We start from the raw sequence: 20,104 nt of genomic DNA on the forward strand, positions 1-20,104 counted from the left end.
CTGGATAGCAAAAGGTGGGCTGACCATACATTTGGTTACTTTCGCGCTTTTCGAAAGTGACCCGCCGTAAGGGCGGAACCCTAAGCCGCCGTTACCGCAGCAACGGATATGTACTCGGTCAAACCCACACACCGTCGAAAGTTGTGTAGATACCTATGCTGCGATGGGGCCCTAAAGGCTTTCAATAAACCCAGCCACTTTCACCGCCGCCGCCTCAAGATGCTGCTCATGACTGAACCCCGAAGCCTTCAACGGCTTCAAGTCATGATCCCCCGCCACCAGCCACATCACCTCGATGCTCGGCGACAACGCATACGCCTGCACCGTCGCGCGGTTGCCCAGCGCATCACGCTCGCCTTGCACAATCAACGTCGGCGTCTTCAGCCCGGCCAGGTGCTCGACCCGTGGTTTTTCCGGCTTGCCCACGGCATAGAACGGATACCCCAGGCACACCAGCCCATCGGCGTGTAATTCATCGGCCAGCAAACTGGCCATGCGCCCGCCCATGGACTTGCCGCCAACGGCCAATTTTCCCGCGACATGAGGTCGCACCTCGGCATACACCTCGCGCCACGCCTCCAACAGTTTTGGCGCCGGGTTGGGCGGGCGTTTACCCCCGTCCGTACGGCGTTGGGCCATGTAGGGAAACTCGAAGCGCAACACGTTCACGCCATGCCCGGCAAGGCGTGCAGCCATGTCATTCATGAACCCGGAGTCCATCGGTGCGCCGGCGCCGTGGGCCAGGATCAGCGTGACCGCTTCGCCCGCGCCCGTGCCCGACGCGACATCCCACAGCCAGCCGTGTTCCCGCGCACGTTGCGCCCATTGATCCCCGTCAATACTGGCCTTGTGCTCTTTGCCCATGCTTGCCTCGCTTTTTAGTCTGCCTATAACTCCAGCCCAAGTGCCGCATCTGCTTGGGTTGAACCGTGGATGGGGAACCATGAACACTACTTTAAGTACCGCCTATAACTACAAGGTGGTCCGCCAATTCGCCATTATGACGGTGGTGTGGGGCATCGTCGGCATGGGGCTCGGGGTTTTTCTCGCAGCCCAATTGGTCTGGCCTGCACTCAATTTCGATTTGCCCTGGACCAGCTTCGGGCGCCTGCGCCCGCTGCACACCAACGCGGTGATCTTCGCCTTCGGTGGCTGCGCGCTGTTCGCCAGCTCATTCTACTCGGTGCAACGCACCTGCCAGACCCAGCTGTTCGCGCCCAAACTGGCGGCGTTCTGCTTCTGGGGCTGGCAGCTGGTGATCCTGCTGGCGGCGATCAGCCTGCCGCTGGGCTACACCAGTTCCAAGGAATACGCGGAACTGGAATGGCCGATCGACATCCTGATCACCATCGTCTGGGTGGCCTATGCCATCGTGTTCTTCGGCACCGTGGCCAAGCGCAACACCAAGCACATCTATGTCGGCAACTGGTTCTTCGGCGGGTTCATCCTTACCGTGGCCATCCTGCATATCGTCAACAACCTGGAAATCCCGGTCAGCCTGACCAAGTCCTACTCCCTCTACGGCGGTGCGACGGATGCCATGGTGCAGTGGTGGTATGGGCACAACGCAGTGGGCTTTTTCCTCACCGCCGGTTTCCTCGGCATGATGTATTACTTCGTACCGAAACAGGCCGAGCGTCCGGTGTATTCCTATCGCTTGTCCATCGTGCATTTCTGGGCGCTGATCACCCTGTACATCTGGGCGGGCCCGCACCACCTGCATTACACCGCGCTGCCGGACTGGGCGCAGTCCCTGGGCATGGTGATGTCGCTGGTGCTGCTGGCACCGAGCTGGGGCGGCATGATCAACGGCATGATGACGCTGTCGGGCGCCTGGCATAAATTGCGCAGCGACCCGATCCTGCGCTTTCTGGTGGTATCGCTGGCGTTCTACGGCATGTCGACCTTCGAAGGCCCGATGATGGCGATCAAGACCGTCAACTCGCTGTCCCACTACACCGACTGGACCATCGGCCACGTACACGCCGGCGCCCTCGGTTGGGTGGCGATGATCTCCATCGGCGCCCTGTACCACATGATCCCCAAAGTCTTCGGCCGCGAGCAGATGCACAGCATCGGCCTGATCAACGCGCACTTCTGGCTGGCCACTATCGGCACCGTGCTCTACATCGCCTCGATGTGGGTCAACGGCATCGCCCAGGGCCTCATGTGGCGTGCAATCAACGAAGACGGCACCCTCACCTACTCGTTCGTCGAAACCCTGGTGGCCAGCCACCCAGGCTTCATCGTGCGGCTGGTGGGCGGTGCGATCTTCCTCAGCGGCATGTTCCTGATGGCTTACAACACCTGGCGTACCGTGCGTTCGGCGCAGCCTGTCGAAGCCGTCCCTGTCGCGCAGCTGGCCTGAGGAGTCTGTGATGAAACACGAAACGATTGAAAAAAACGTCGGCCTGCTGATGCTGCTGATGGTGCTCGCCGTGAGCATCGGCGGCCTGACCCAGATCGTCCCGCTGTTCTTCCAGGACGTGACCAACAAGCCGGTGGAAGGCATGAAGCCCTACACCGCGCTGCAACTGGAAGGCCGTGATATCTACATCCGCGAAGGCTGCGTGCAGTGCCACTCGCAGATGATCCGTCCGTTCCGCGCCGAAACCGAGCGCTATGGCCATTACTCGGTGGCCGGTGAAAGCGTGTGGGACCATCCCTTCCTGTGGGGCTCCAAGCGTACCGGGCCGGACCTGGCGCGCGTCGGCGCGCGTTATTCGGACGACTGGCACCGCGCGCACTTGTACAACCCGCGCAACGTGGTGCCCGAGTCGAAGATGCCGGCCTACCCCTGGCTGGTCACCGCCGCCGTCGACAGCAGCCACACCGAGACCAAGTTGAAAGTGATGCGCACCCTCGGCGTGCCCTACACCGACAACGACATCACGGCCGCCGTCGCCAGCCTCAAGGGCAAGACCGAGATGGACGCGCTGGTTGCGTACCTGCAAGTACTCGGCACTGCCATCAAGAGCAAGAGGTGAGCCATGGGATTTGAATTCGATGCGGGCACCATCCGCGGCCTCGGCACGCTGGTGGTCGCCATCGCCTTTATCGGCCTGTCGCTGTGGGTATTCAACAACCGGCGCAATGCGGAATTCGAGGAAGCGCGCCTGCTGCCCTTCGCCGACGAACCTGCGCCATCCGACGCTCACCAAGAGCCTGCAACAAGGAGCAATCGGCCATGACCACTTTCTGGAGTACATGGATCTGCGTACTGACCCTCGGCAGCCTGATCGGCCTGACCTGGCTTTTGATCGGCACCCGCAAGGGCGAGACCAAGGGCAGCGTCGACCAGACCATGGGCCACGCCTTCGACGGGATCGAGGAATACGACAACCCGCTGCCACAGTGGTGGTTCATGCTGTTCGCCGGCACCCTGGTGTTTGCGGTCGGCTACCTGATCCTCTACCCGGGCCTAGGCAACTGGAAGGGCGTGTTGCCGGGCTATGAAGACGGCTGGACCTCGGCCAAGGAGTGGGACAAGGAGATGGCCAAGGCCGACACCAGGTTCGGGCCGATCTTCGCCAAGTTCTCGGCCATGCCCGTGGAAGAAGTCGCCAAGGACCCACAAGCCTTGAAGATGGGCGGCCGCCTGTTTGCCTCCAACTGCTCGGTGTGCCACGGCTCGGACGCCAAGGGCGCGTTTGGCTTCCCGAACCTGGCGGACAACATCTGGCGCTGGGGCGGTTCGGCCGAAGCGATCAAGACCACCATCCTCAACGGCCGTCACGCGGCAATGCCGGCCTGGGGTGACATGCTCGGCGACGAGGGTGTGAAAAACGTTGCCGCCTATGTGCGTCACGACCTGGCCAAGCTGCCATTGCCGGCCGACAGCAGCGCCGACCTCGCGGCAGGCCAAGCGGCATTCAACACCACCTGCGTCGCGTGCCACGGCCCTGAAGGCCACGGCATGCAAGCCATGGGTGCGCCCGACTTGACCAAACCGGGCGGTTACATCTACGGCACCAGCCTGGCGCAGTTGCAGCAGACCATCCGGCACGGCCGCCAAGGCCAGATGCCCGCGCAGGAAGTGTTGCAAGGCAATGACAAGGTGCACCTGCTGGCGGCCTACGTTTACAGCCTCTCCCACAACGCTGATGGCGCAACGCCGGAAAGCCAAGCCCAATAACCTCCGACTGCCTCGCCTGATCAGGCGCGGCAACCGGCCTTTGCGTAGGAGCGAGCTTGCTCGCGAAGAACCTGAGGATGCCGCGCTCATCCAGAATGAACGCGGCGCTCTTGAGTTCTTCGCGAGCAAGCTCGCTCCTACAGTGGGTTGATACTGCGCGACCAAGTGTCGCACCCTTCCAAAGCACACCTTTCCCCCCGCGCTATTCGGGTCTACGCTTTCGTGCAAGCGCAGCGGTTGCGGCGTGCGCAACGAGCGCCGTTGCGACCCGAAAAAATTCCTGTCCACTCGATCAGCTTTCGATTTGGAAATTTGTCCTTACATCAAACATGGAAAGGGCGCAGAATCTGGCGTGGAACGCCTTGACGCAGGTCAGCGTTGCGTTGCATTGGCCTCTCGCTTTCTACATACTTGCGGCCGATTTTTACCTATAAAAAAACTAAACCGTGGAACCTTAGAATGAGCACAGCAATCAGTCCGACTGCTTATAACTATAAGGTAGTCCGCCAGTTCGCCATCATGACGGTGGTCTGGGGGATCCTTGGCATGGGGCTCGGGGTGTTCATCGCCTCGCAGCTGGTTTGGCCGGAATTGAATTTCGGCTTGCCATGGACGACCTTTGGCCGCCTGCGCCCGCTGCACACCAACCTGGTGATCTTCGCCTTCGGCGGATGTGCATTGTTTGCCACCTCCTACTATGTCGTGCAGCGAACCTGCCAGACGCGACTGATCTCCGACGGCCTTGCGGCCTTCACCTTCTGGGGCTGGCAAGCCGTCATCCTCGGCGCCATCGTCACCCTGCCGCTGGGTTACACCACCACCAAGGAATACGCCGAGCTCGAATGGCCCATCGCCATTTTGCTCGCCATTGTCTGGGTGACCTACGCCGTGGTGTTCTTCGGCACCATCGTCAAGCGCAAGACCAAGCACATCTATGTGGGCAACTGGTTCTACGGCGCGTTTATCCTGGTCACGGCGATGCTGCACATCGTCAACCACGCCTCGTTGCCGGTCAGCCTGTTCAAGTCCTACTCGGCCTACGCCGGGGCGACGGACGCGATGATCCAGTGGTGGTACGGGCATAACGCTGTAGGGTTTTTCCTGACCACCGGTTTCCTGGGGATGATGTACTACTTCGTGCCCAAACAGGCCGAACGTCCTATTTACTCGTATCGCCTGTCCATCGTGCACTTCTGGGCGCTGATCACCCTGTACATCTGGGCAGGCCCGCACCACTTGCACTACACCGCGCTGCCGGATTGGGCACAGTCCCTGGGCATGGCGATGTCGATCATCCTGCTGGCGCCAAGCTGGGGCGGCATGATCAACGGCATGATGACGCTGTCGGGCGCCTGGCATAAGCTGCGCACCGACCCGATCCTGCGCTTCCTCGTGGTCTCGCTGGCGTTCTACGGGATGTCGACCTTCGAAGGCCCGATGATGGCGATCAAGACCGTCAACTCGCTGTCCCACTACACCGACTGGACCATCGGCCACGTACACGCCGGCGCGCTCGGCTGGGTCGCCATGATCTCCATCGGCGCGCTGTACCACATGATCCCCAAGCTGTTCGGCCGCGCGCAGATGCACAGCGTCGGGCTGATCAACACGCACTTCTGGCTGGCCACCATCGGCACCGTGCTCTACATCGCTTCGATGTGGGTCAACGGCATCACCCAAGGCCTGATGTGGCGTGCGATCAACGATGACGGCACCCTCACCTACTCCTTCGTAGAAGCACTGCAAGCCAGCCACCCGGGCTTTATCGTCCGCGCCCTGGGCGGTGCGTTCTTTGCCACCGGCATGCTGTTCATGGCCTACAACGTCTGGCGCACCGTGCGTGCGTCCGACCCTGCGCAAGCTGAAGCCGCCGCCAAGATCGCCGTTGTGGGAGCCCACTGATGAAGCATGAAGTCGTCGAGAAGAATATCGGCCTGCTGGCCTTCTTCATGGTCATTGCCGTGAGTATCGGTGGCTTGACCCAGATCGTGCCGCTGTTTTTCCAGGACGTGACCAACAAGCCGGTCGAAGGCATGAAGCCGCGCAGCGCCCTGGAATTGGAAGGGCGCGACGTTTACATCGCCAACGGTTGCGTCGGCTGCCACTCGCAGATGATCCGCCCGTTCCGTGCCGAAACCGAACGCTACGGCCACTATTCGGTCGCCGGTGAAAGCGTCTGGGACCATCCGTTCCTGTGGGGCTCCAAACGCACCGGCCCGGACCTGGCCCGTGTCGGCGGTCGTTACTCCGATGACTGGCAGCGCGCGCATTTGTATAACCCGCGCAACGTGGTGCCTGAATCGAAAATGCCGGCGTACCCGTTCCTCGTGGAAAACAAGCTCGACGGCAAGGACACCGCCAAGAAGATGGAAGTGCTGCGCACCCTGGGCGTGCCCTATACCGACGAAGACATCGCCGGCGCGGCTGCCGCCGTGAAGGGCAAGACCGAAATGGACGCATTGGTGGCCTACCTGCAAGGCCTGGGCACCATCATCAAAAGCAAACGGTGATTCATGGATATCGGAATGATTCGTGGGCTGGGCACCGTTGTGGTGATGGTGGCCTTTATCGGCCTGGCGCTGTGGGTGTTCAGCCCCAAGCGCAAGTCGGAGTTTGAAGACGCGACCTTGCTGCCCTTTGCGGATGACCCCGAAGCCATCAAGCACGTCGAGCAAGCGTCTAGGAGTAACAAAGAATGACTACGTTCTGGAGTCTGTACGTCACAGTCCTCAGCCTGGGCACCATCTTCGCCCTGACCTGGCTGCTGCTGTCGACCCGCAAGGGCCAGCGCGCCGAGCAAACCGACGAGACTGTCGGCCACTCGTTCGACGGCATCGAGGAGTACGACAACCCACTGCCCAAGTGGTGGTTCATGCTGTTTGTCGGCACCATCATTTTCGCCCTCGGTTACCTGGTGCTGTACCCGGGCCTGGGCAACTGGAAGGGCCTGCTGCCAGGCTACAACTACCTCGACAACGATAAGCAAACCCCTTTCGCCAACGGCCAGACCGGCTGGACCGGCGTGCACGAATGGGAGAAGGAAATGGCCAGGTCGGAGGCCAAGTTCGGGCCGATCTTCGCCAAGTTCGCCTCGATGCCGATTGAAGAAGTCGCCAAGGACCCGCAAGCCCTGAAGATGGGGGGCCGCCTGTTCGCCTCCAACTGCTCGGTGTGCCATGGTTCCGACGCCAAGGGCGCCTATGGCTTCCCCAACCTGACCGACGCCGACTGGCGCTGGGGTGGCGAGCCGGCCACTATCAAGGAAACCATCATGAAGGGCCGCCATGCGGTGATGCCGGGCTGGCTGGATATCCTGAAGGAACAGGGCGTCAGCGACGTCGCCGCCTTCGTGTTGACCAACCTCGACGGCCGCAAACTGCCGGAAGGCGCAAAGGCTGACGTCGCCAATGGCGAAAAACTCTTCGCCGCCAACTGCGTGGCCTGCCACGGCCCGCAAGGCAAAGGCACCCCGGCCATGGGCGCGCCCGATCTGACTCACCCGGCGGCCTTCATCTACGGCTCGAGTTTCGCCCAACTGCAACAGACCATCCGCTGGGGCCGCCAGGGCCAGATGCCGGCCCAGGAACAGCTGCAGGGCAATGACAAGGTGCACTTGCTCGCGGCGTATGTGTACAGCTTGTCCCATGGGGAGAAGAAGGCTGAGGAAAAATAAGGCCTTGAGAACACCAAAGCCCCGCGCAGCATAACTGGCGGGGCTTTGTTGTTTCTGGCGTCGGACGTCGTAATGCGCTACCACTTGTAGCCTCGGACTTGCCGTGCGCAACCATCAAGTAGTAACGTAACTACATGCATTCCACGAAGGGGATCGCCCCATGACCATCACTACCATTTCCAGCCGCGAATTCAACCAAGACACAAGTGGTGCCAAAAAAGCCGCGCGCCAGGGCCCGGTTTTCATCACCGATCGCGGCAAGCCTGCCCATGTACTGCTAAGCATTGAGGACTACCAGAAATTGACAGGTCTTAATGCTGACATCGTTGACCTGCTGGTGATGCCAGAAGCGGCCGAAATCGACTTCGAAACCGAACGCGCCGTGATCACTCATCGACCCGTGGACTTCTCTTGATGTATCTACTCGACACCAACGTTATTTCCGAACTTCGTAAACCCCAGGCTGATGCAAATGTGGTCGCTTGGGCCAAAAGTGTCATGGCGCCGCGCATGTTCATATCAGCGATTACGCTCAAGGAATTGGAGACCGGAGTGTTGCGCATTGAACGCCGTGACCCGGCCCAGGGGAAAGTGTTGCGAACCTGGCTCAAGCGCCATGTGATGCCTGCCTTTGATGCCAGAATCCTGCCCGTGGATGCTGCGGTCGCATTGCGATGCGCACACCTGCATGTACCGGATCGAGTCAATGAAAGTGATTCGCTGATCGCTGCGACTGCTCTGGTTCATGGGCTCACCGTTGTTACGCGCAACGTCAGCGATTTCAGATCCAGCGGCGTTCCATTGATTAATCCATGGGACGAATGACCGGCCTGCCAGCAAAAACCGTCCATACTTGCAAAGTCAATTGATCCAGATCACTTACACCATCAATTGATTTCACCCAACGCGACTAAAGGTCGCACCCCTTGCGTACCTTCGGGGGCGTATCATTGGGCCACTGCAACACCCTTAATTTGACCCCGGTTGGCACGTACTGGCCGAGGCAAATCTCCACCGCCGTGGGATGCAATGATGAGCGACCAGATACCGGTACATAACGTTACCCCGCCTGCCAAAACCGTCGACCTCTACGCTTCGCGAGAGAAGATCTACACCCGCGCCTTTACCGGCCTGTTCCGCAATTTGCGCATGCTCGGTGGCGCCGCACTGTTCCTGCTCTACTTCGGCACCGTGTGGCTGAACTGGGGTGGCCACCAGGCCGTGTGGTGGAACCTGCCGGAGCGTAAGTTCTTCATTTTCGGCGCGACCTTCTGGCCCCAGGACTTCATCCTGCTCTCCGGCATTCTTATCGTCGCGGCCTTTGGCCTGTTCTTTATCACCGTATACGCCGGGCGCGTGTGGTGCGGCTATACCTGCCCGCAAAGCGTGTGGACGTGGATCTTCATGTGGTGCGAAAAAGTCACCGAGGGTGACCGCAACCAGCGTATCAAACTCGACAAGGCGCCGATGAGCGCCAACAAATTCCTGCGCAAATCCAGCAAGCACACGCTGTGGCTGTTGATCGGGTTTGTCACCGGGCTGACCTTTGTCGGCTACTTCTCGCCGATCCGTGAACTGGTGTTCGACTTCTTCACCGGCCAGGCCGATGGCTGGTCGTATTTCTGGGTCGGGTTCTTTACCCTCGCCACCTATGGCAACGCCGGCTGGCTGCGCGAGCAAGTGTGCATCTACATGTGCCCGTACGCGCGGTTCCAGAGCGTGATGTTCGACAAAGACACCCTGATCGTCTCCTACGACCCTCGCCGTGGCGAAGTGCGTGGCCCACGTAAAAAAGGCGTCGACTACCAGGCCCAGGGCCTGGGCGATTGCATCGATTGCACGATGTGCGTGCAGGTGTGCCCGACCGGTATCGACATCCGCGACGGCCTGCAAATCGAGTGCATCGGCTGCGCCGCCTGTATCGATGCCTGCGACACCATCATGGACAAGATGGACTACCCGCGCGGCCTGATCAGCTACACCACCGAACACAACCTCTCCGGGCAGAAAACCCATAAGCTGCGCCCGCGCCTGATCGGCTATGCCTTGGTGTTGCTGGCAATGATCGGCCTGTTGGTGGCGGCATTTTTCATGCGCTCGCTGGTGGGTTTCGACGTGAGCAAGGACCGTGTGCTGTACCGCGAAAACGCCGAAGGCCGTATCGAAAACGTCTACAGCCTGAAGATCATGAACAAGGACCAGCGCGACCACACCTATGTGCTCGATGCCGCTGGCCTGCCGGACCTCAAGCTGCAGGGCCGGCGCGAAATCAAAGTGGCCGCCGGCGACATCGTCAGCCTGCCGGTGGAACTCTCGAGTGCGCCGGAGCAATTGCCGTCGAGCACCAACGAGGTGACATTCATCCTCAAGGATGCCGATGACACCAGCGTCCAGATTGAAGCCAAGAGCCGATTCATCGGCCCACACGTTCGTTGAACAGGAACCCGAGCATGTCCGCACCCACCGCCGCAAGCCCTTGGTACAAGCACCTCTGGCCCTGGATCATCATCGGCATCCTGGCCTGCTCGGTGACCTTGACCTTGTCCATGGTGACCATCGCGGTGAATAACCCGGACAACCTGGTCAACGACAACTACTACGAGGCCGGCAAAGGCATCAACCGCGCCCTGGACCGCGAGCGCCTGGCCCAGACCCTGCAACTGCGCGCCAGGCTGCACCTGGATGAGCTGACCGGCGAAGTCGAGCTGAACCTCACCGGCTACAGCAACCCGAACACCCTGGAATTGAATCTGATCTCCCCGACCCAGCCGGAGAAGGACCGCAAGATCAACCTGGCGCGCAGCGACAGTGAACCGGGCCGCTACATCGGCCAGGTCACCGACAAGGTCGAGGGCCGCCGCTTCGTGGAGCTATTGGGCGTGGAAGGCGACAAGACCTGGCGCCTGTTCGAGGAGGAAGAGGTCAGCCACGACAAGGACCTGCTGCTGGGCGATGAGCCGTTGCAGGGCGCCGAAGATCTGAAGAAGTAATTTGATCGTTCCCACGCTCCGCGTGGGAATGCAGCCCGTGACGCTGCGCGTCACAAAAGCGGACGCGGAGCGTCCAGCGAGGCGTTCCCACGCAGAGCGTGGGAACGATCTGCGGAACTAAGCCATGACCAGCCCAACCCCCTGCTACCACTGCGCCCTGCCCGTCCCGCCGGGCAGCCGCTTCACCGCGGTGATCCTCGGCGAACGCCGGGAACTCTGCTGCCCAGGTTGCCAGGCGGTGGCCGAAGCAATTGTGGCCGGCGGCCTGGAGAGCTACTACCAGCACCGCAGCGAAGCCTCGGCCAACCCTGAAGCGCTGCCGGTGCAACTGGTGGATGAGCTGGCGCTGTACGACCGCGCCGATGTGCAAAAACCCTTTGTGCGCCACGACGGCGAACTCGCCGAAGCCACCTTGCTGATGGAAGGCATCAGTTGCGCCGCCTGTGGCTGGCTGATCGAGAAGCACCTGCGCAGCCTGCCCGCCGTGGCCGAGGCGCGGCTCAACCTGTCCAACCATCGTTTGCATGTGCGCTGGGCTGACGGGCAACTGCCGTTGAGCCAAGTGTTGAGCGAACTGCGGCATATCGGTTACTCCGCCCACCCTTACCAGGCTGACCGCGCCGCCGAGCAACTGGCCAGCGAAAATCGCCTGGCCCTGCGTCAATTGGGCGTGGCCGGGCTGCTGTGGTTCCAGGCCATGATGGCAACCATGGCGACCTGGCCGGAATTCAATGTCGACCTGAGCCCGGAACTGCATGTGATCCTGCGCTGGGTGGCGATGTTTCTGACAACACCCATCGTGTTCTACAGCTGCGCACCGTTTTTCAAGGGTGCCCTGCGCGACCTGCGCACACGCCACCTGACCATGGATGTATCGGTTTCACTGGCCATCGGCGGCGCGTATCTGGCGGGGATCTGGACCGCGATCACCGGCACCGGTGAGTTGTACTTCGACGCGGTGGGCATGTTTGCGCTGTTCCTGCTGGCCGGGCGTTACCTCGAGCGCCGTGCCCGCGAGCGTACGGCTGCGGCGACCGCGCAACTGGTCAACCTGCTGCCCGCCTCGTGCCTGCGGCTCAAGGCCGATGGCCAGAGCGAACGCATCCTGCTCCCGGAGCTGGCCTTGGGCGATCGCGTGCTGGTGCACCCTGGCGCCGTGCTGCCGGCGGATGGCCTGATCCTCGACGGCCAGTCCAGTATCGATGAGTCGCTGCTTACCGGTGAGTACCTGCCGCAACCCCGGCAAGTCGGGGATGCGGTCACGGCGGGCACGCTCAATGTCGAGGGAGCATTGATTGTGGAAGTACGCGCCTTGGGCCATGACACCCGCCTGTCCGCCATCGTGCGCCTGCTGGAAAGGGCCCAGGCCGAGAAACCGCGCCTGGCCCGGATCGCCGATCACGCCGCACAGTGGTTCCTGCTGTGCTCGCTGATCGCAGCCGTCCTGATCGGGTTGTTATGGTGGCAGCTGGATTCGTCGCGAGCATTCTGGATTGTGCTGGCGATGCTGGTGGCAACCTGCCCCTGCGCGTTGTCCCTGGCCACGCCCACCGCCCTCACCGCCGCCACCGGCACCTTGCACACACTCGGCCTGCTGCTGACCCGCGGCCATGTGCTGGAAGGACTGAACCAGATCGATACGGTGATTTTCGACAAGACCGGCACCCTGACCGAAGGACGCCTGGTATTGAGTGCCATCCGGCCACTGGGCAACTTGAGCACGGACCTGTGCCTGAGCCTCGCCGCCGCCCTGGAAGACCGTTCCGAACACCCGATTGCCCGCGCCTTCGGACGCGCGACGCTGGCCGCCGACGAAGTCGTCAGTTCGCCCGGGCTTGGCCTTGAAGGCCGCGTGGGCGCGCGCCAACTGCGCATCGGCCAACCGGGCTTTGTCTGTGAACTCAGTGGTTGCCCGATCCCGGCCGCGCCGCAGGATGGCGGCCAATGGCTGCTGCTGGGCGACCGCGAAGGCGCACTGGCCTGGTTCGTGCTCGACGATCGCCTGCGCAGTGACGCGCCTGCGCTGCTGGCGGCCTGCAAGGCGCGCGGCTGGCGCACGTTGCTGCTGTCCGGAGACAGCTCACCAATGGTCGCAAGCGTCGCGTTGGAGCTGGGTATCGACGAAGCCCATGGCGGCCTGCGCCCCGATGACAAGCTGCACGTGCTGCAACGGCTGCACCAGGAAGGCCGCAAGGTGCTGATGCTCGGCGACGGCGTCAACGATGTGCCGGTGCTCGCCGCTGCGGATATCAGCGTGGCCATGGGCACTGCCACCGACCTGGCCAAGACCAGCGCCGACGCCGTGTTGCTCTCCAACCGCCTGGACGCTCTGGTACACGCCTTTACCCTGGCACGGCGCACCCGTCGGGTGATTGTTGAAAACCTGCTGTGGGCAGGCCTATACAATGGCCTCATGCTGCCGTTTGCCGCCCTGGGTTGGATCACACCCATCTGGGCCGCGGTCGGCATGTCCCTCAGTTCGTTGACCGTGGTGCTCAATGCCCTGCGCCTGACTCGCCTGCCGAGCGCGCCGGTGGCACGAGCCCCCTCAGTAACCCGTCCGCTGCCGGCTTGAGCCGCGCGGGCATGGAGTGCAGATGCCAGCTTTATACGTCATGATTCCGGCGGCGCTGCTGTTAGTGGGCGTGGCCATCTACATCTTCTTCTGGGCGGTGGACAGCGGCCAGTACGACGACCTCGACGGCCCGGCCCACAGCGTCTTGTTCGACGACCAGGACCCGAACCACCTCGCCGCCGTCGACGAAGCCAACGGCCCCGAGCAACCGTCCGCGCCCAAAGACCCGCCCCATGCTTGAATTGGCGCCGCTGCTGGTTTCCGCGCTGATCCTCGGCCTGCTGGGCGGCGGCCATTGCCTGGGCATGTGCGGCGGGTTGATGGGCGCGCTGACCCTGGCGATCCCCAGGGAGCAGCGCGGCCGCAGGTTTCGACTGTTGCTGGCATACAATTTGGGCAGGGTGCTCAGCTATGCCGTCGCCGGCGTATTGATTGGCCTGGCCGGTTGGGCAGTGGCGAACAGCCCGGCGGCGATGTTCATGCGTGTGCTTGCCGGGCTGTTGTTGATCAGCATGGGCCTGTACCTGGCTGGCTGGTGGAGCGGCCTCACCCGCATCGAAAGCCTCGGTCGCGGCCTGTGGCGCTTTATCCAGCCCGTCGCCAACCGCCTGCTGCCGGTGTCGAGCCTGCCGCGCGCGTTGCTGCTGGGCGCGCTGTGGGGCTGGTTGCCGTGCGGGTTGGTCTATAGCACCCTGCTATGGGCCGCGAGCCAGGGGAATGCGCTGGACAGCGGGTTGCTGATGCTGGCGTTCGGCCTGGGTACCTGGCCGGTGCTGTTGGCCACCGGGCTTGCGGCCGAGCGTGTCACCGCGCTGCTGCGCAAACGCAGCGTGCGCAGGGCGGGTGGCGTGCTGGTGATCCTGTTTGGCCTATGGACATTGCCTGGGCCCCACCAGCACTGGCTGATGGGACACTGATTGACGATGTGGCATAGCGCCGCTCCCTGTTGATGCAAATCAAGGTGGCCGCGCCAGCCAGCCCCTAGACTCGGCCCACCAGCCAATCCGGGGGACCGCCCGCATGCTCGACGCCATTCGTTGGGACGTCAATCTGATTCACCGCTACGACCTGGCGGGACCGCGCTACACGTCCTACCCCACCGCCGTACAATTCGACAGCCAGGTCGGTACATTCGACCTGCTCCACGCCCTGCGCGACAGCCGCAAGGCCGCGCGCCCCTTGTCGCTGTACCTGCATGTGCCGTTCTGCGCGAACATCTGCTACTACTGCGCCTGCAACAAGGTCATCACTAAGGACCGTGGTCGCGCCCAGGCCTACCTGCAACGCCTGGAGCAGGAAATCCAGCTGGTGGCCTGCCACCTCGATCCCAAACAACCGGTGGAGCAACTGCATTTCGGCGGCGGCACCCCGACGTTTCTCAGTCACGATGAACTGCGCCAGGTCATGACGTGCCTGCGCCGGCACTTCAACCTGCTGGACGATGATTCCGGCGACTACGGCATCGAGATCGACCCTCGCGAAGCCGACTGGGCCACCATGGGCCTGCTGCGTGAACTGGGCTTCAACCGCGTCAGCATCGGCCTGCAGGACCTCGACCCCGAGGTGCAACGCGCGGTCAATCGCCTGCAAAGCCTGGAAGAAACCCGTGCGGTGATCGAGGCAGCGCGCACCCTGCAATTTCGCTCGATCAATATCGACCTGATCTACGGCTTGCCCAAGCAAACGCCGATCAACTTCGCGCGCACCGTGGAAGAAGTGATCAAGCTGCAACCCGATCGTCTGTCGGTGTTCAACTACGCCCACCTGCCGGAACGTTTCATGCCGCAGCGGCGCATCAATACCGACGACCTGCCCTCCCCGGCGGAAAAACTGCTGATGCTGCAAACCACCATCGAGCAACTGACCCAGGCCGGCTACCGCTACATCGGCATGGACCACTTCGCCCTGCCCGACGATGAGCTGGCCATCGCCCAGGAAGAAGGCACCTTGCAACGCAACTTCCAAGGCTACACCACCCACGGCCATTGCGACTTGATCGGGCTCGGGGTGTCGGCGATCAGCCAGATCGGCGACCTGTACTGCCAGAACAGCAGTGACCTCAACGGTTACCAGAACACCTTGGCCGGCGCGCAACTGGCCACCAGCCGTGGGCTGGTGTGCACCACGGATGATCGGTTGCGGCGGGAGGTGATCCAGCAGTTGATCTGTAATTTCAGCCTGGCGTTCGAGGGGATCGAACAGGCCTTCAATCTGGATTTTCGCGGGTACTTCGACGACATCTGGCCGCAACTTGAGGCCATGGCCGCAGATGGCCTGATCGAACTCGACGCCCAGGGCATTCGTGTATTGCCTGCCGGGCGCCTGCTGGTGCGCTCGGTGTGCATGGTGTTCGATGCCTATCTGGAACACCAGAACAGGCAACGATTTTCACGGGTGATCTGAGCTTACATCGACAGTGAGGCGGCCTTCATCGAGTCCTCGGCACTCATGCCTTTCATCGACTTGGCCAGTGAAGTCTGGGCCGACATCAGGCCAGCCTGCAGGGAACTGATCTCGCTCTGCAAGGCGCTGGTCCTGGCACGTGCCTCCTCAGGTGACAGGTTATTGGCCGCCGCCACCGCCGCCAGTTCGGCCTGCTTTTCGGCGATCTGCTGTTTCAACTGGCGAATCATTTTCAGCACCTGCTTGACGTTGTCATCCAGGCCGCTGTCATCAATATCCGCATTGGAACTCTTGGCCGCACCCGCGGCCTTGAAGGCTTCGCCGGAAATAGTCACCTTCACTCCCTCAACCACCTTGGGCGCCGCAGTGGTTTCATCGGTGGGTGCCTGTTCCTTGAGCTCGGTAATCGGGTTTGCGTTCGGTACCGTCGGAATACGGATGGAAGGGTTGTAGGCCGCGATAACAGACATGATCCAGCTCCGACTAATAGATGTGCCTGCTGTATCGGCCCCGATACAAAAATCTTTATACCGACGTGGTTTTTTTGTACACGCTGGCCTCAGCGCCCCCCAGTAAGTTACCCTTACGTCTTATGTGTGTTTTCCCACAAGGATTTAAGAAATGTCCGAGCCAGTCAAACTGCGCGCTCACGGCCAGGCCCACTGCAAGGATTGCAGCCTGGCTCCCCTCTGCTTGCCACTTTCGTTGAATTTGGAAGACATGGATGCGTTGGACGAGATCGTTAAACGCGGTCGCCCGCTGAAAAAAGGCGAGTTTCTGTTTCGCCAGGGCGACAAGTTCGACTCCGTCTATGCAGTGCGTTCGGGCGCATTGAAGACCTTCAGCCTGAGCGACGGCGGCGAAGAGCAGATCACCGGTTTCCACCTGCCCAGCGAGCTGGTGGGGTTGTCGGGCATGGACACCGAGATGCACCCCGTGTCGGCCCAGGCGCTGGAGACGACGTCGGTGTGCGAAATCCCCTTCGAGCGCCTGGACGAACTGGCCCTGCAGTTGCCGCAACTGCGCCGTCAATTGATGCGCGTGATGAGCCGCGAGATTCGTGACGACCAGCAAATGATGCTGCTGTTGTCGAAGAAGACCGCCGACGAGCGCATCGCTACTTTCCTGGTCAACCTGTCGGCACGCTTCCGTGCCCGTGGCTTCTCGGCCAACCAGTTCCGCCTGAGCATGTCGCGCAATGAAATCGGCAACTACCTGGGCCTGGCGGTGGAGACCGTGTCCCGTGTATTCACCCGTTTCCAGCAGAACGAACTGCTTGCCGCCGAGGGCAAGGAAGTGCATATCCTCGACCCGATCCAACTGTGCGCACTGGCGGGTGGCTCGCTGGAGGGCTGACGCAGACACGCGCGGCCGCGCCAATCGGCGAGGCCGCAGGTATACTCGGCGTCCGTTTCCAGCCCAGGACTCTTCGACGATGACCTTTGATTCGTTCGACATCAAATCCCTGATCCGCCCCGTCATCGACTTCCCCAAGCCTGGGGTGATCTTTCGTGACATTACCCCCCTGTTCCAATCGCCCCGCGCCCTGCGCCTGGTGGCGGACAGTTTTGCCCACCGTTATGTCGAAGCCGAGTTCACCCATATCGGCGCGATGGATGCGCGCGGTTTCCTGATCGGTTCGATCATTGCCTATCAACTGAACAAGCCGCTGGTGCTGTTCCGCAAGCAAGGCAAGCTGCCAGCGGACGTGCTGGCCGAGGGTTACCAGACCGAGTACGGCGAGGCCTTTTTGGAGGTGCACGCGGACAGCCTGTGCGAGGGCGACTCGGTGTTGATATTCGATGACTTGATCGCCACGGGCGGTACATTGATTGCGGCGGCGAACCTGGTACGGCGCATGGGCGCGAAGATTTTCGAAGCGGCGGCGATTATCGATTTGCCGGAGCTGGGTGGGTCGCAGCGCTTGGAAGATATGGGGATTCCCACTTTTTGCCTGACGCAGTTTGCGTTGACCGAGCGTTAACGGCTAACCGAACCGACGTCATCGCGGGCAAGCCCGGCTCCCACAGGGGAATGCATTCCACTGTGGGATTGTTCAGTTCTTTAGAGCGCGATCGGCTTGCGGCCGGCAAACGAATGCGCCAACGTCCCGCCATCCACCAACTCCAGCTCGCCGCCCAACGGCACGCCATGGGCGATACGCGAGGTGATCAGGCCTTTGTTGGTCAGCAATTGGGCGATGTAGTGCGCGGTCGCCTCGCCTTCCACCGTCGGGTTGGTGGCCAGGATCACTTCAGTAAAGGTGCCCTGCGCTTCGATGCGCGCCACCAGTTGCGGGATACCGATGGCTTCCGGGCCCAGGCCGTCCAACGGCGACAGATGGCCCTTGAGCACGAAGTAACGCCCGCGATAGCCGGTCTGTTCCACCGCGTACACATCCATCGGCCCTTCCACGACGCACAGCAGCGTATCGTCGCGGCGCGGGTCGGCGCATTGCGGGCAGAGTTCTTCTTCGGTAAGCGTGCGGCACTGGCGGCAGTGGCCTACTCCGGTCATGGCCTGGCTCAGGGCCTGGGCCAACCGGGTGCCGCCGCTGCGATCGCGCTCAAGCAGTTGCAGCGCCATGCGCTGGGCGGTTTTCTGGCCCACGCCCGGCAAAGTGCGCAGGGCGTCGATCAGTTGGCGAATCAGGGGGCTGAAGCTCATGGGCGAAGGGTCCGACAAAACAACGAGACGCGGTTTATACCCGCGCCTCGGATTAGCGTCAAATGCTCAATCCTGAGCGACCCGCACCACCAGCTTGCCGAAGTTGCGCCCTTCCAGCAAACCGATGAAGGCTTCGGGCGCCTGTTCCAAGCCGTCGACCACATCCTCGCGGAACTTGATCTTGCCGTCGCGCACCCACGGCGCCATGGCGCTGAGGAACTCAGGCTGGCGATCACCGTAGTCATCGAACACGATAAAGCCCTGGATACGCACGCGCTTGGTCAGCAAGGTCCGCTGCAGCGCCGGCAGGCGGTCAGGACCAGTGGGTGCTTCATGGGCGTTGTAGCCGGCGATCAGTCCGCACAGCGGGATGCGCGCCTTGGGGTTGAGCAAGGGCACCACGGCGTCGAACACCTTGCCGCCGACGTTTTCGAAATAGATGTCTATACCGCTGAAGCACGCCTGGGCCAACTCATCGGCAAACTCGGCGCTCTTGTGGTCGATACAGGCATCAAAACCCAATTCGTCCACCACGTAGCGGCACTTGTCGGCGCCACCCGCGATACCGACCACCCGCAGGCCCTTGAGCTTGGCCACTTGCCCCACCACCGAGCCCACTGCACCCGACGCAGCCGCCACCACCAGGGTTTCGCCGGCCTTGGGCTGGCCGATGTCCATCAGGCCCATGTAGGCGGTCATGCCCGGCATGCCCAGCACGCCCAAGGCCATCGACGGACTGGCCAAGCCCTTGGGCACCGGCATCAAGTTGCGCCCGTCGGAAATGCTGTGGCTCTGCCACCCTGTGGAGCCGACCACCAGGTCGCCCACTTCGAATTTCGGATTACGCGACTGCTCGATACGGCTGACAGCGCCACCGGTCATCACTTCATCGATTTCCACCGGAGCTGCGTAGGACGGTGCGTCGCTCATGCGTCCGCGCATATAGGGGTCGAGGGACAGGTAGAGCGTCTTGAGCAGGACCTGGCCGTCGGCCAACTCCGGCAGATTCACACGCTCCAGGCGGAAGTTTTCCGGGGTCGGTGCGCCTTGGGGGCGTGAGACCAGGACGATGCGCTGGTTCAGTGTGGGTTCTTGAGACATGAGGAACTCCTTTAGCGAATGCAGCGGTATAGGGTGCAGACCCTCAGCATGCGGTTGGGGTTCAGATCGATAGCGTGGGAACGATCAACACCGAGTTGTCCGCATCGCAGGCAAGCCAGCTCCCAGAGTTGCTCTGCCACGCAAAAAAAATGCCAGGCATCGAGCCTGGCATTTGAGTTCAGCTAGCCGATCAGAACGGCAGCTTCATGCCTGGCGGCAGTTGCATGCCGGCGGTCACGCCGCCCATTTTTTCCTGGCTGCTGGCTTCGATCTTGCGCACGGCGTCGTTGACCGCGGCGGCGAACAAGTCTTCCAGCACTTCGCGGTCGTCATCGCTGACGCCTTCGAGCAGGCTTGGATCGATGCTCACACGCTTGATGTCGTGACGACCGGTCATCACTACACTGACCATATCGCCACCGGCTTTACCGGTGACTTCGGCGTTGGCCAGTTCTTCCTGCATCTTGGCCATCTTTTCCTGCATCTGCTGCGCCTGCTTCATCAGGCCGGCCATGCCACCTTTCATCATGGGAATCACCTCAAAAGTACGTGGATCAGTT

23 protein-coding genes are annotated in these 20,104 nt (G+C 61.8%); 18 read left to right on the forward strand and 5 right to left on the reverse strand.

The features are described 5' to 3' along the window. Positions 1 to 171: 171 nt before the first annotated feature. Positions 172 to 864 carry an alpha/beta family hydrolase gene (locus BLL36_RS00005; protein ID WP_076949451.1) on the reverse strand — a complete coding sequence of 231 codons (693 nt, stop codon included), beginning with the start codon at positions 862 to 864 and terminating at the stop codon, positions 172 to 174. A gap of 79 nt (positions 865 to 943) precedes the next feature. Here BLL36_RS00005 and ccoN (BLL36_RS00010) point away from each other — a divergent pair, with 79 nt between their 5' ends. From ccoN (BLL36_RS00010) to hemN, 16 genes are all read left to right on the forward strand, one after another. Next, a complete protein-coding gene (gene ccoN, locus BLL36_RS00010; RefSeq protein ID WP_076949452.1) occupies positions 944 to 2,368 on the forward strand; it encodes a cytochrome-c oxidase, cbb3-type subunit I in 1,425 nt (474 codons plus the stop codon). 10 nt (positions 2,369 to 2,378) lie between these two features. Then, positions 2,379 to 2,987, forward strand: a complete 609-nt coding sequence (gene ccoO, locus BLL36_RS00015; RefSeq protein ID WP_076949453.1) for a cytochrome-c oxidase, cbb3-type subunit II — start codon at positions 2,379 to 2,381, stop codon at positions 2,985 to 2,987. Between the two features lie 3 nt (positions 2,988 to 2,990). Continuing rightward, positions 2,991 to 3,191 carry a cbb3-type cytochrome oxidase subunit 3 gene (locus BLL36_RS00020; RefSeq protein ID WP_076949454.1) on the forward strand — a complete coding sequence of 67 codons (201 nt, stop codon included), beginning with the start codon at positions 2,991 to 2,993 and terminating at the stop codon, positions 3,189 to 3,191. Continuing rightward, on the forward strand, positions 3,188 to 4,135 hold the full coding sequence (gene ccoP, locus BLL36_RS00025; protein ID WP_076949455.1) for a cytochrome-c oxidase, cbb3-type subunit III: 948 nt from the start codon (positions 3,188 to 3,190) through the stop codon (positions 4,133 to 4,135). The genes BLL36_RS00020 and ccoP (BLL36_RS00025) overlap by 4 nt, the downstream gene beginning before the upstream one ends. Positions 4,136 to 4,594: 459 nt before the next feature. Then, positions 4,595 to 6,037: a cytochrome-c oxidase, cbb3-type subunit I gene (gene ccoN, locus BLL36_RS00030; protein ID WP_076949456.1), complete on the forward strand. Its 1,443-nt coding sequence runs from the start codon at positions 4,595 to 4,597 to the stop codon at positions 6,035 to 6,037. Continuing rightward, entirely contained in the window at positions 6,037 to 6,645 is a 609-nt protein-coding gene (gene ccoO, locus BLL36_RS00035) for a cytochrome-c oxidase, cbb3-type subunit II (RefSeq protein ID WP_065881226.1), read from the forward strand. The genes ccoN (BLL36_RS00030) and ccoO (BLL36_RS00035) overlap by 1 nt, the downstream gene beginning before the upstream one ends. 3 nt (positions 6,646 to 6,648) lie before the next feature. Next, entirely contained in the window at positions 6,649 to 6,834 is a 186-nt protein-coding gene (locus BLL36_RS00040; RefSeq protein WP_003175465.1) for a CcoQ/FixQ family Cbb3-type cytochrome c oxidase assembly chaperone, read from the forward strand. Next, positions 6,831 to 7,808, forward strand: coding sequence for a cytochrome-c oxidase, cbb3-type subunit III (gene ccoP / locus BLL36_RS00045; protein WP_076949457.1), 978 nt, complete (start codon positions 6,831 to 6,833; stop codon positions 7,806 to 7,808). The genes BLL36_RS00040 and ccoP (BLL36_RS00045) overlap by 4 nt, the downstream gene beginning before the upstream one ends. A gap of 160 nt (positions 7,809 to 7,968) precedes the next feature. Continuing rightward, positions 7,969 to 8,223, forward strand: coding sequence for a type II toxin-antitoxin system Phd/YefM family antitoxin (locus BLL36_RS00050; protein WP_076949458.1), 255 nt, complete (start codon positions 7,969 to 7,971; stop codon positions 8,221 to 8,223). Further along, on the forward strand, positions 8,223 to 8,633 hold the full coding sequence (locus BLL36_RS00055) for a type II toxin-antitoxin system VapC family toxin (protein ID WP_076949459.1): 411 nt from the start codon (positions 8,223 to 8,225) through the stop codon (positions 8,631 to 8,633). Before BLL36_RS00050 ends, BLL36_RS00055 begins: the two co-directional genes overlap by 1 nt. 207 nt (positions 8,634 to 8,840) lie before the next feature. Continuing rightward, entirely contained in the window at positions 8,841 to 10,244 is a 1,404-nt protein-coding gene (ccoG, locus tag BLL36_RS00060; protein ID WP_076949460.1) for a cytochrome c oxidase accessory protein CcoG, read from the forward strand. Positions 10,245 to 10,258: 14 nt separating this feature from the next. Next, positions 10,259 to 10,798, forward strand: coding sequence for a FixH family protein (locus tag BLL36_RS00065; RefSeq protein ID WP_076949461.1), 540 nt, complete (start codon positions 10,259 to 10,261; stop codon positions 10,796 to 10,798). Positions 10,799 to 10,922: 124 nt separating this feature from the next. Further along, positions 10,923 to 13,373, forward strand: coding sequence for a heavy metal translocating P-type ATPase (locus BLL36_RS00075; RefSeq protein WP_076949462.1), 2,451 nt, complete (start codon positions 10,923 to 10,925; stop codon positions 13,371 to 13,373). A 22-nt stretch (positions 13,374 to 13,395) separates the two neighbouring features. Further along, entirely contained in the window at positions 13,396 to 13,614 is a 219-nt protein-coding gene (ccoS, locus tag BLL36_RS00080) for a cbb3-type cytochrome oxidase assembly protein CcoS (protein ID WP_076949463.1), read from the forward strand. Continuing rightward, positions 13,607 to 14,290: a sulfite exporter TauE/SafE family protein gene (locus BLL36_RS00085; RefSeq protein WP_076949464.1), complete on the forward strand. Its 684-nt coding sequence runs from the start codon at positions 13,607 to 13,609 to the stop codon at positions 14,288 to 14,290. Before ccoS ends, BLL36_RS00085 begins: the two co-directional genes overlap by 8 nt. A 103-nt stretch (positions 14,291 to 14,393) precedes the next feature. Then, positions 14,394 to 15,776: an oxygen-independent coproporphyrinogen III oxidase gene (gene hemN / locus BLL36_RS00090; protein WP_076949465.1), complete on the forward strand. Its 1,383-nt coding sequence runs from the start codon at positions 14,394 to 14,396 to the stop codon at positions 15,774 to 15,776. A 2-nt stretch (positions 15,777 to 15,778) separates the two neighbouring features. Here hemN and BLL36_RS00095 read toward each other — a convergent pair whose 3' ends face one another. Then, complete coding sequence (locus BLL36_RS00095) at positions 15,779 to 16,246, reverse strand: hypothetical protein (protein WP_076949466.1); 468 nt, start codon at positions 16,244 to 16,246, stop codon at positions 15,779 to 15,781. A gap of 151 nt (positions 16,247 to 16,397) precedes the next feature. On the opposite strand from BLL36_RS00095, the gene fnr reads away from it, so the two are divergent. Next, entirely contained in the window at positions 16,398 to 17,132 is a 735-nt protein-coding gene (gene fnr, locus BLL36_RS00100) for a fumarate/nitrate reduction transcriptional regulator Fnr (protein WP_076949467.1), read from the forward strand. 79 nt (positions 17,133 to 17,211) lie between these two features. After that, complete coding sequence (locus tag BLL36_RS00105) at positions 17,212 to 17,760, forward strand: adenine phosphoribosyltransferase (protein WP_076949468.1); 549 nt, start codon at positions 17,212 to 17,214, stop codon at positions 17,758 to 17,760. Between the two features lie 80 nt (positions 17,761 to 17,840). Here the strand turns inward: BLL36_RS00105 and recR are convergent, their stop codons facing one another. The 3 genes from recR to BLL36_RS00120 all read right to left on the reverse strand — a co-directional run bounded on the left by recR (position 17,841) and on the right by BLL36_RS00120 (position 20,073). After that, positions 17,841 to 18,443 carry a recombination mediator RecR gene (gene recR, locus BLL36_RS00110; protein WP_010208540.1) on the reverse strand — a complete coding sequence of 201 codons (603 nt, stop codon included), beginning with the start codon at positions 18,441 to 18,443 and terminating at the stop codon, positions 17,841 to 17,843. A gap of 66 nt (positions 18,444 to 18,509) precedes the next feature. Next, positions 18,510 to 19,544 (reverse strand): NADP-dependent oxidoreductase, encoded by a 1,035-nt coding sequence (locus BLL36_RS00115; RefSeq protein ID WP_076949469.1) that lies wholly within the window; start codon positions 19,542 to 19,544, stop codon positions 18,510 to 18,512. 190 nt (positions 19,545 to 19,734) lie between these two features. Beyond that, positions 19,735 to 20,073, reverse strand: a complete 339-nt coding sequence (locus tag BLL36_RS00120) for a YbaB/EbfC family nucleoid-associated protein (protein WP_076949470.1) — start codon at positions 20,071 to 20,073, stop codon at positions 19,735 to 19,737. Between the last annotated feature and the right edge of the window lie 31 nt (positions 20,074 to 20,104).

Source organism: Pseudomonas cedrina subsp. cedrina, assembly GCF_001983175.1.
Classification (GTDB): Bacteria; Pseudomonadota; Gammaproteobacteria; order Pseudomonadales; family Pseudomonadaceae; genus Aquipseudomonas; species Aquipseudomonas cedrina.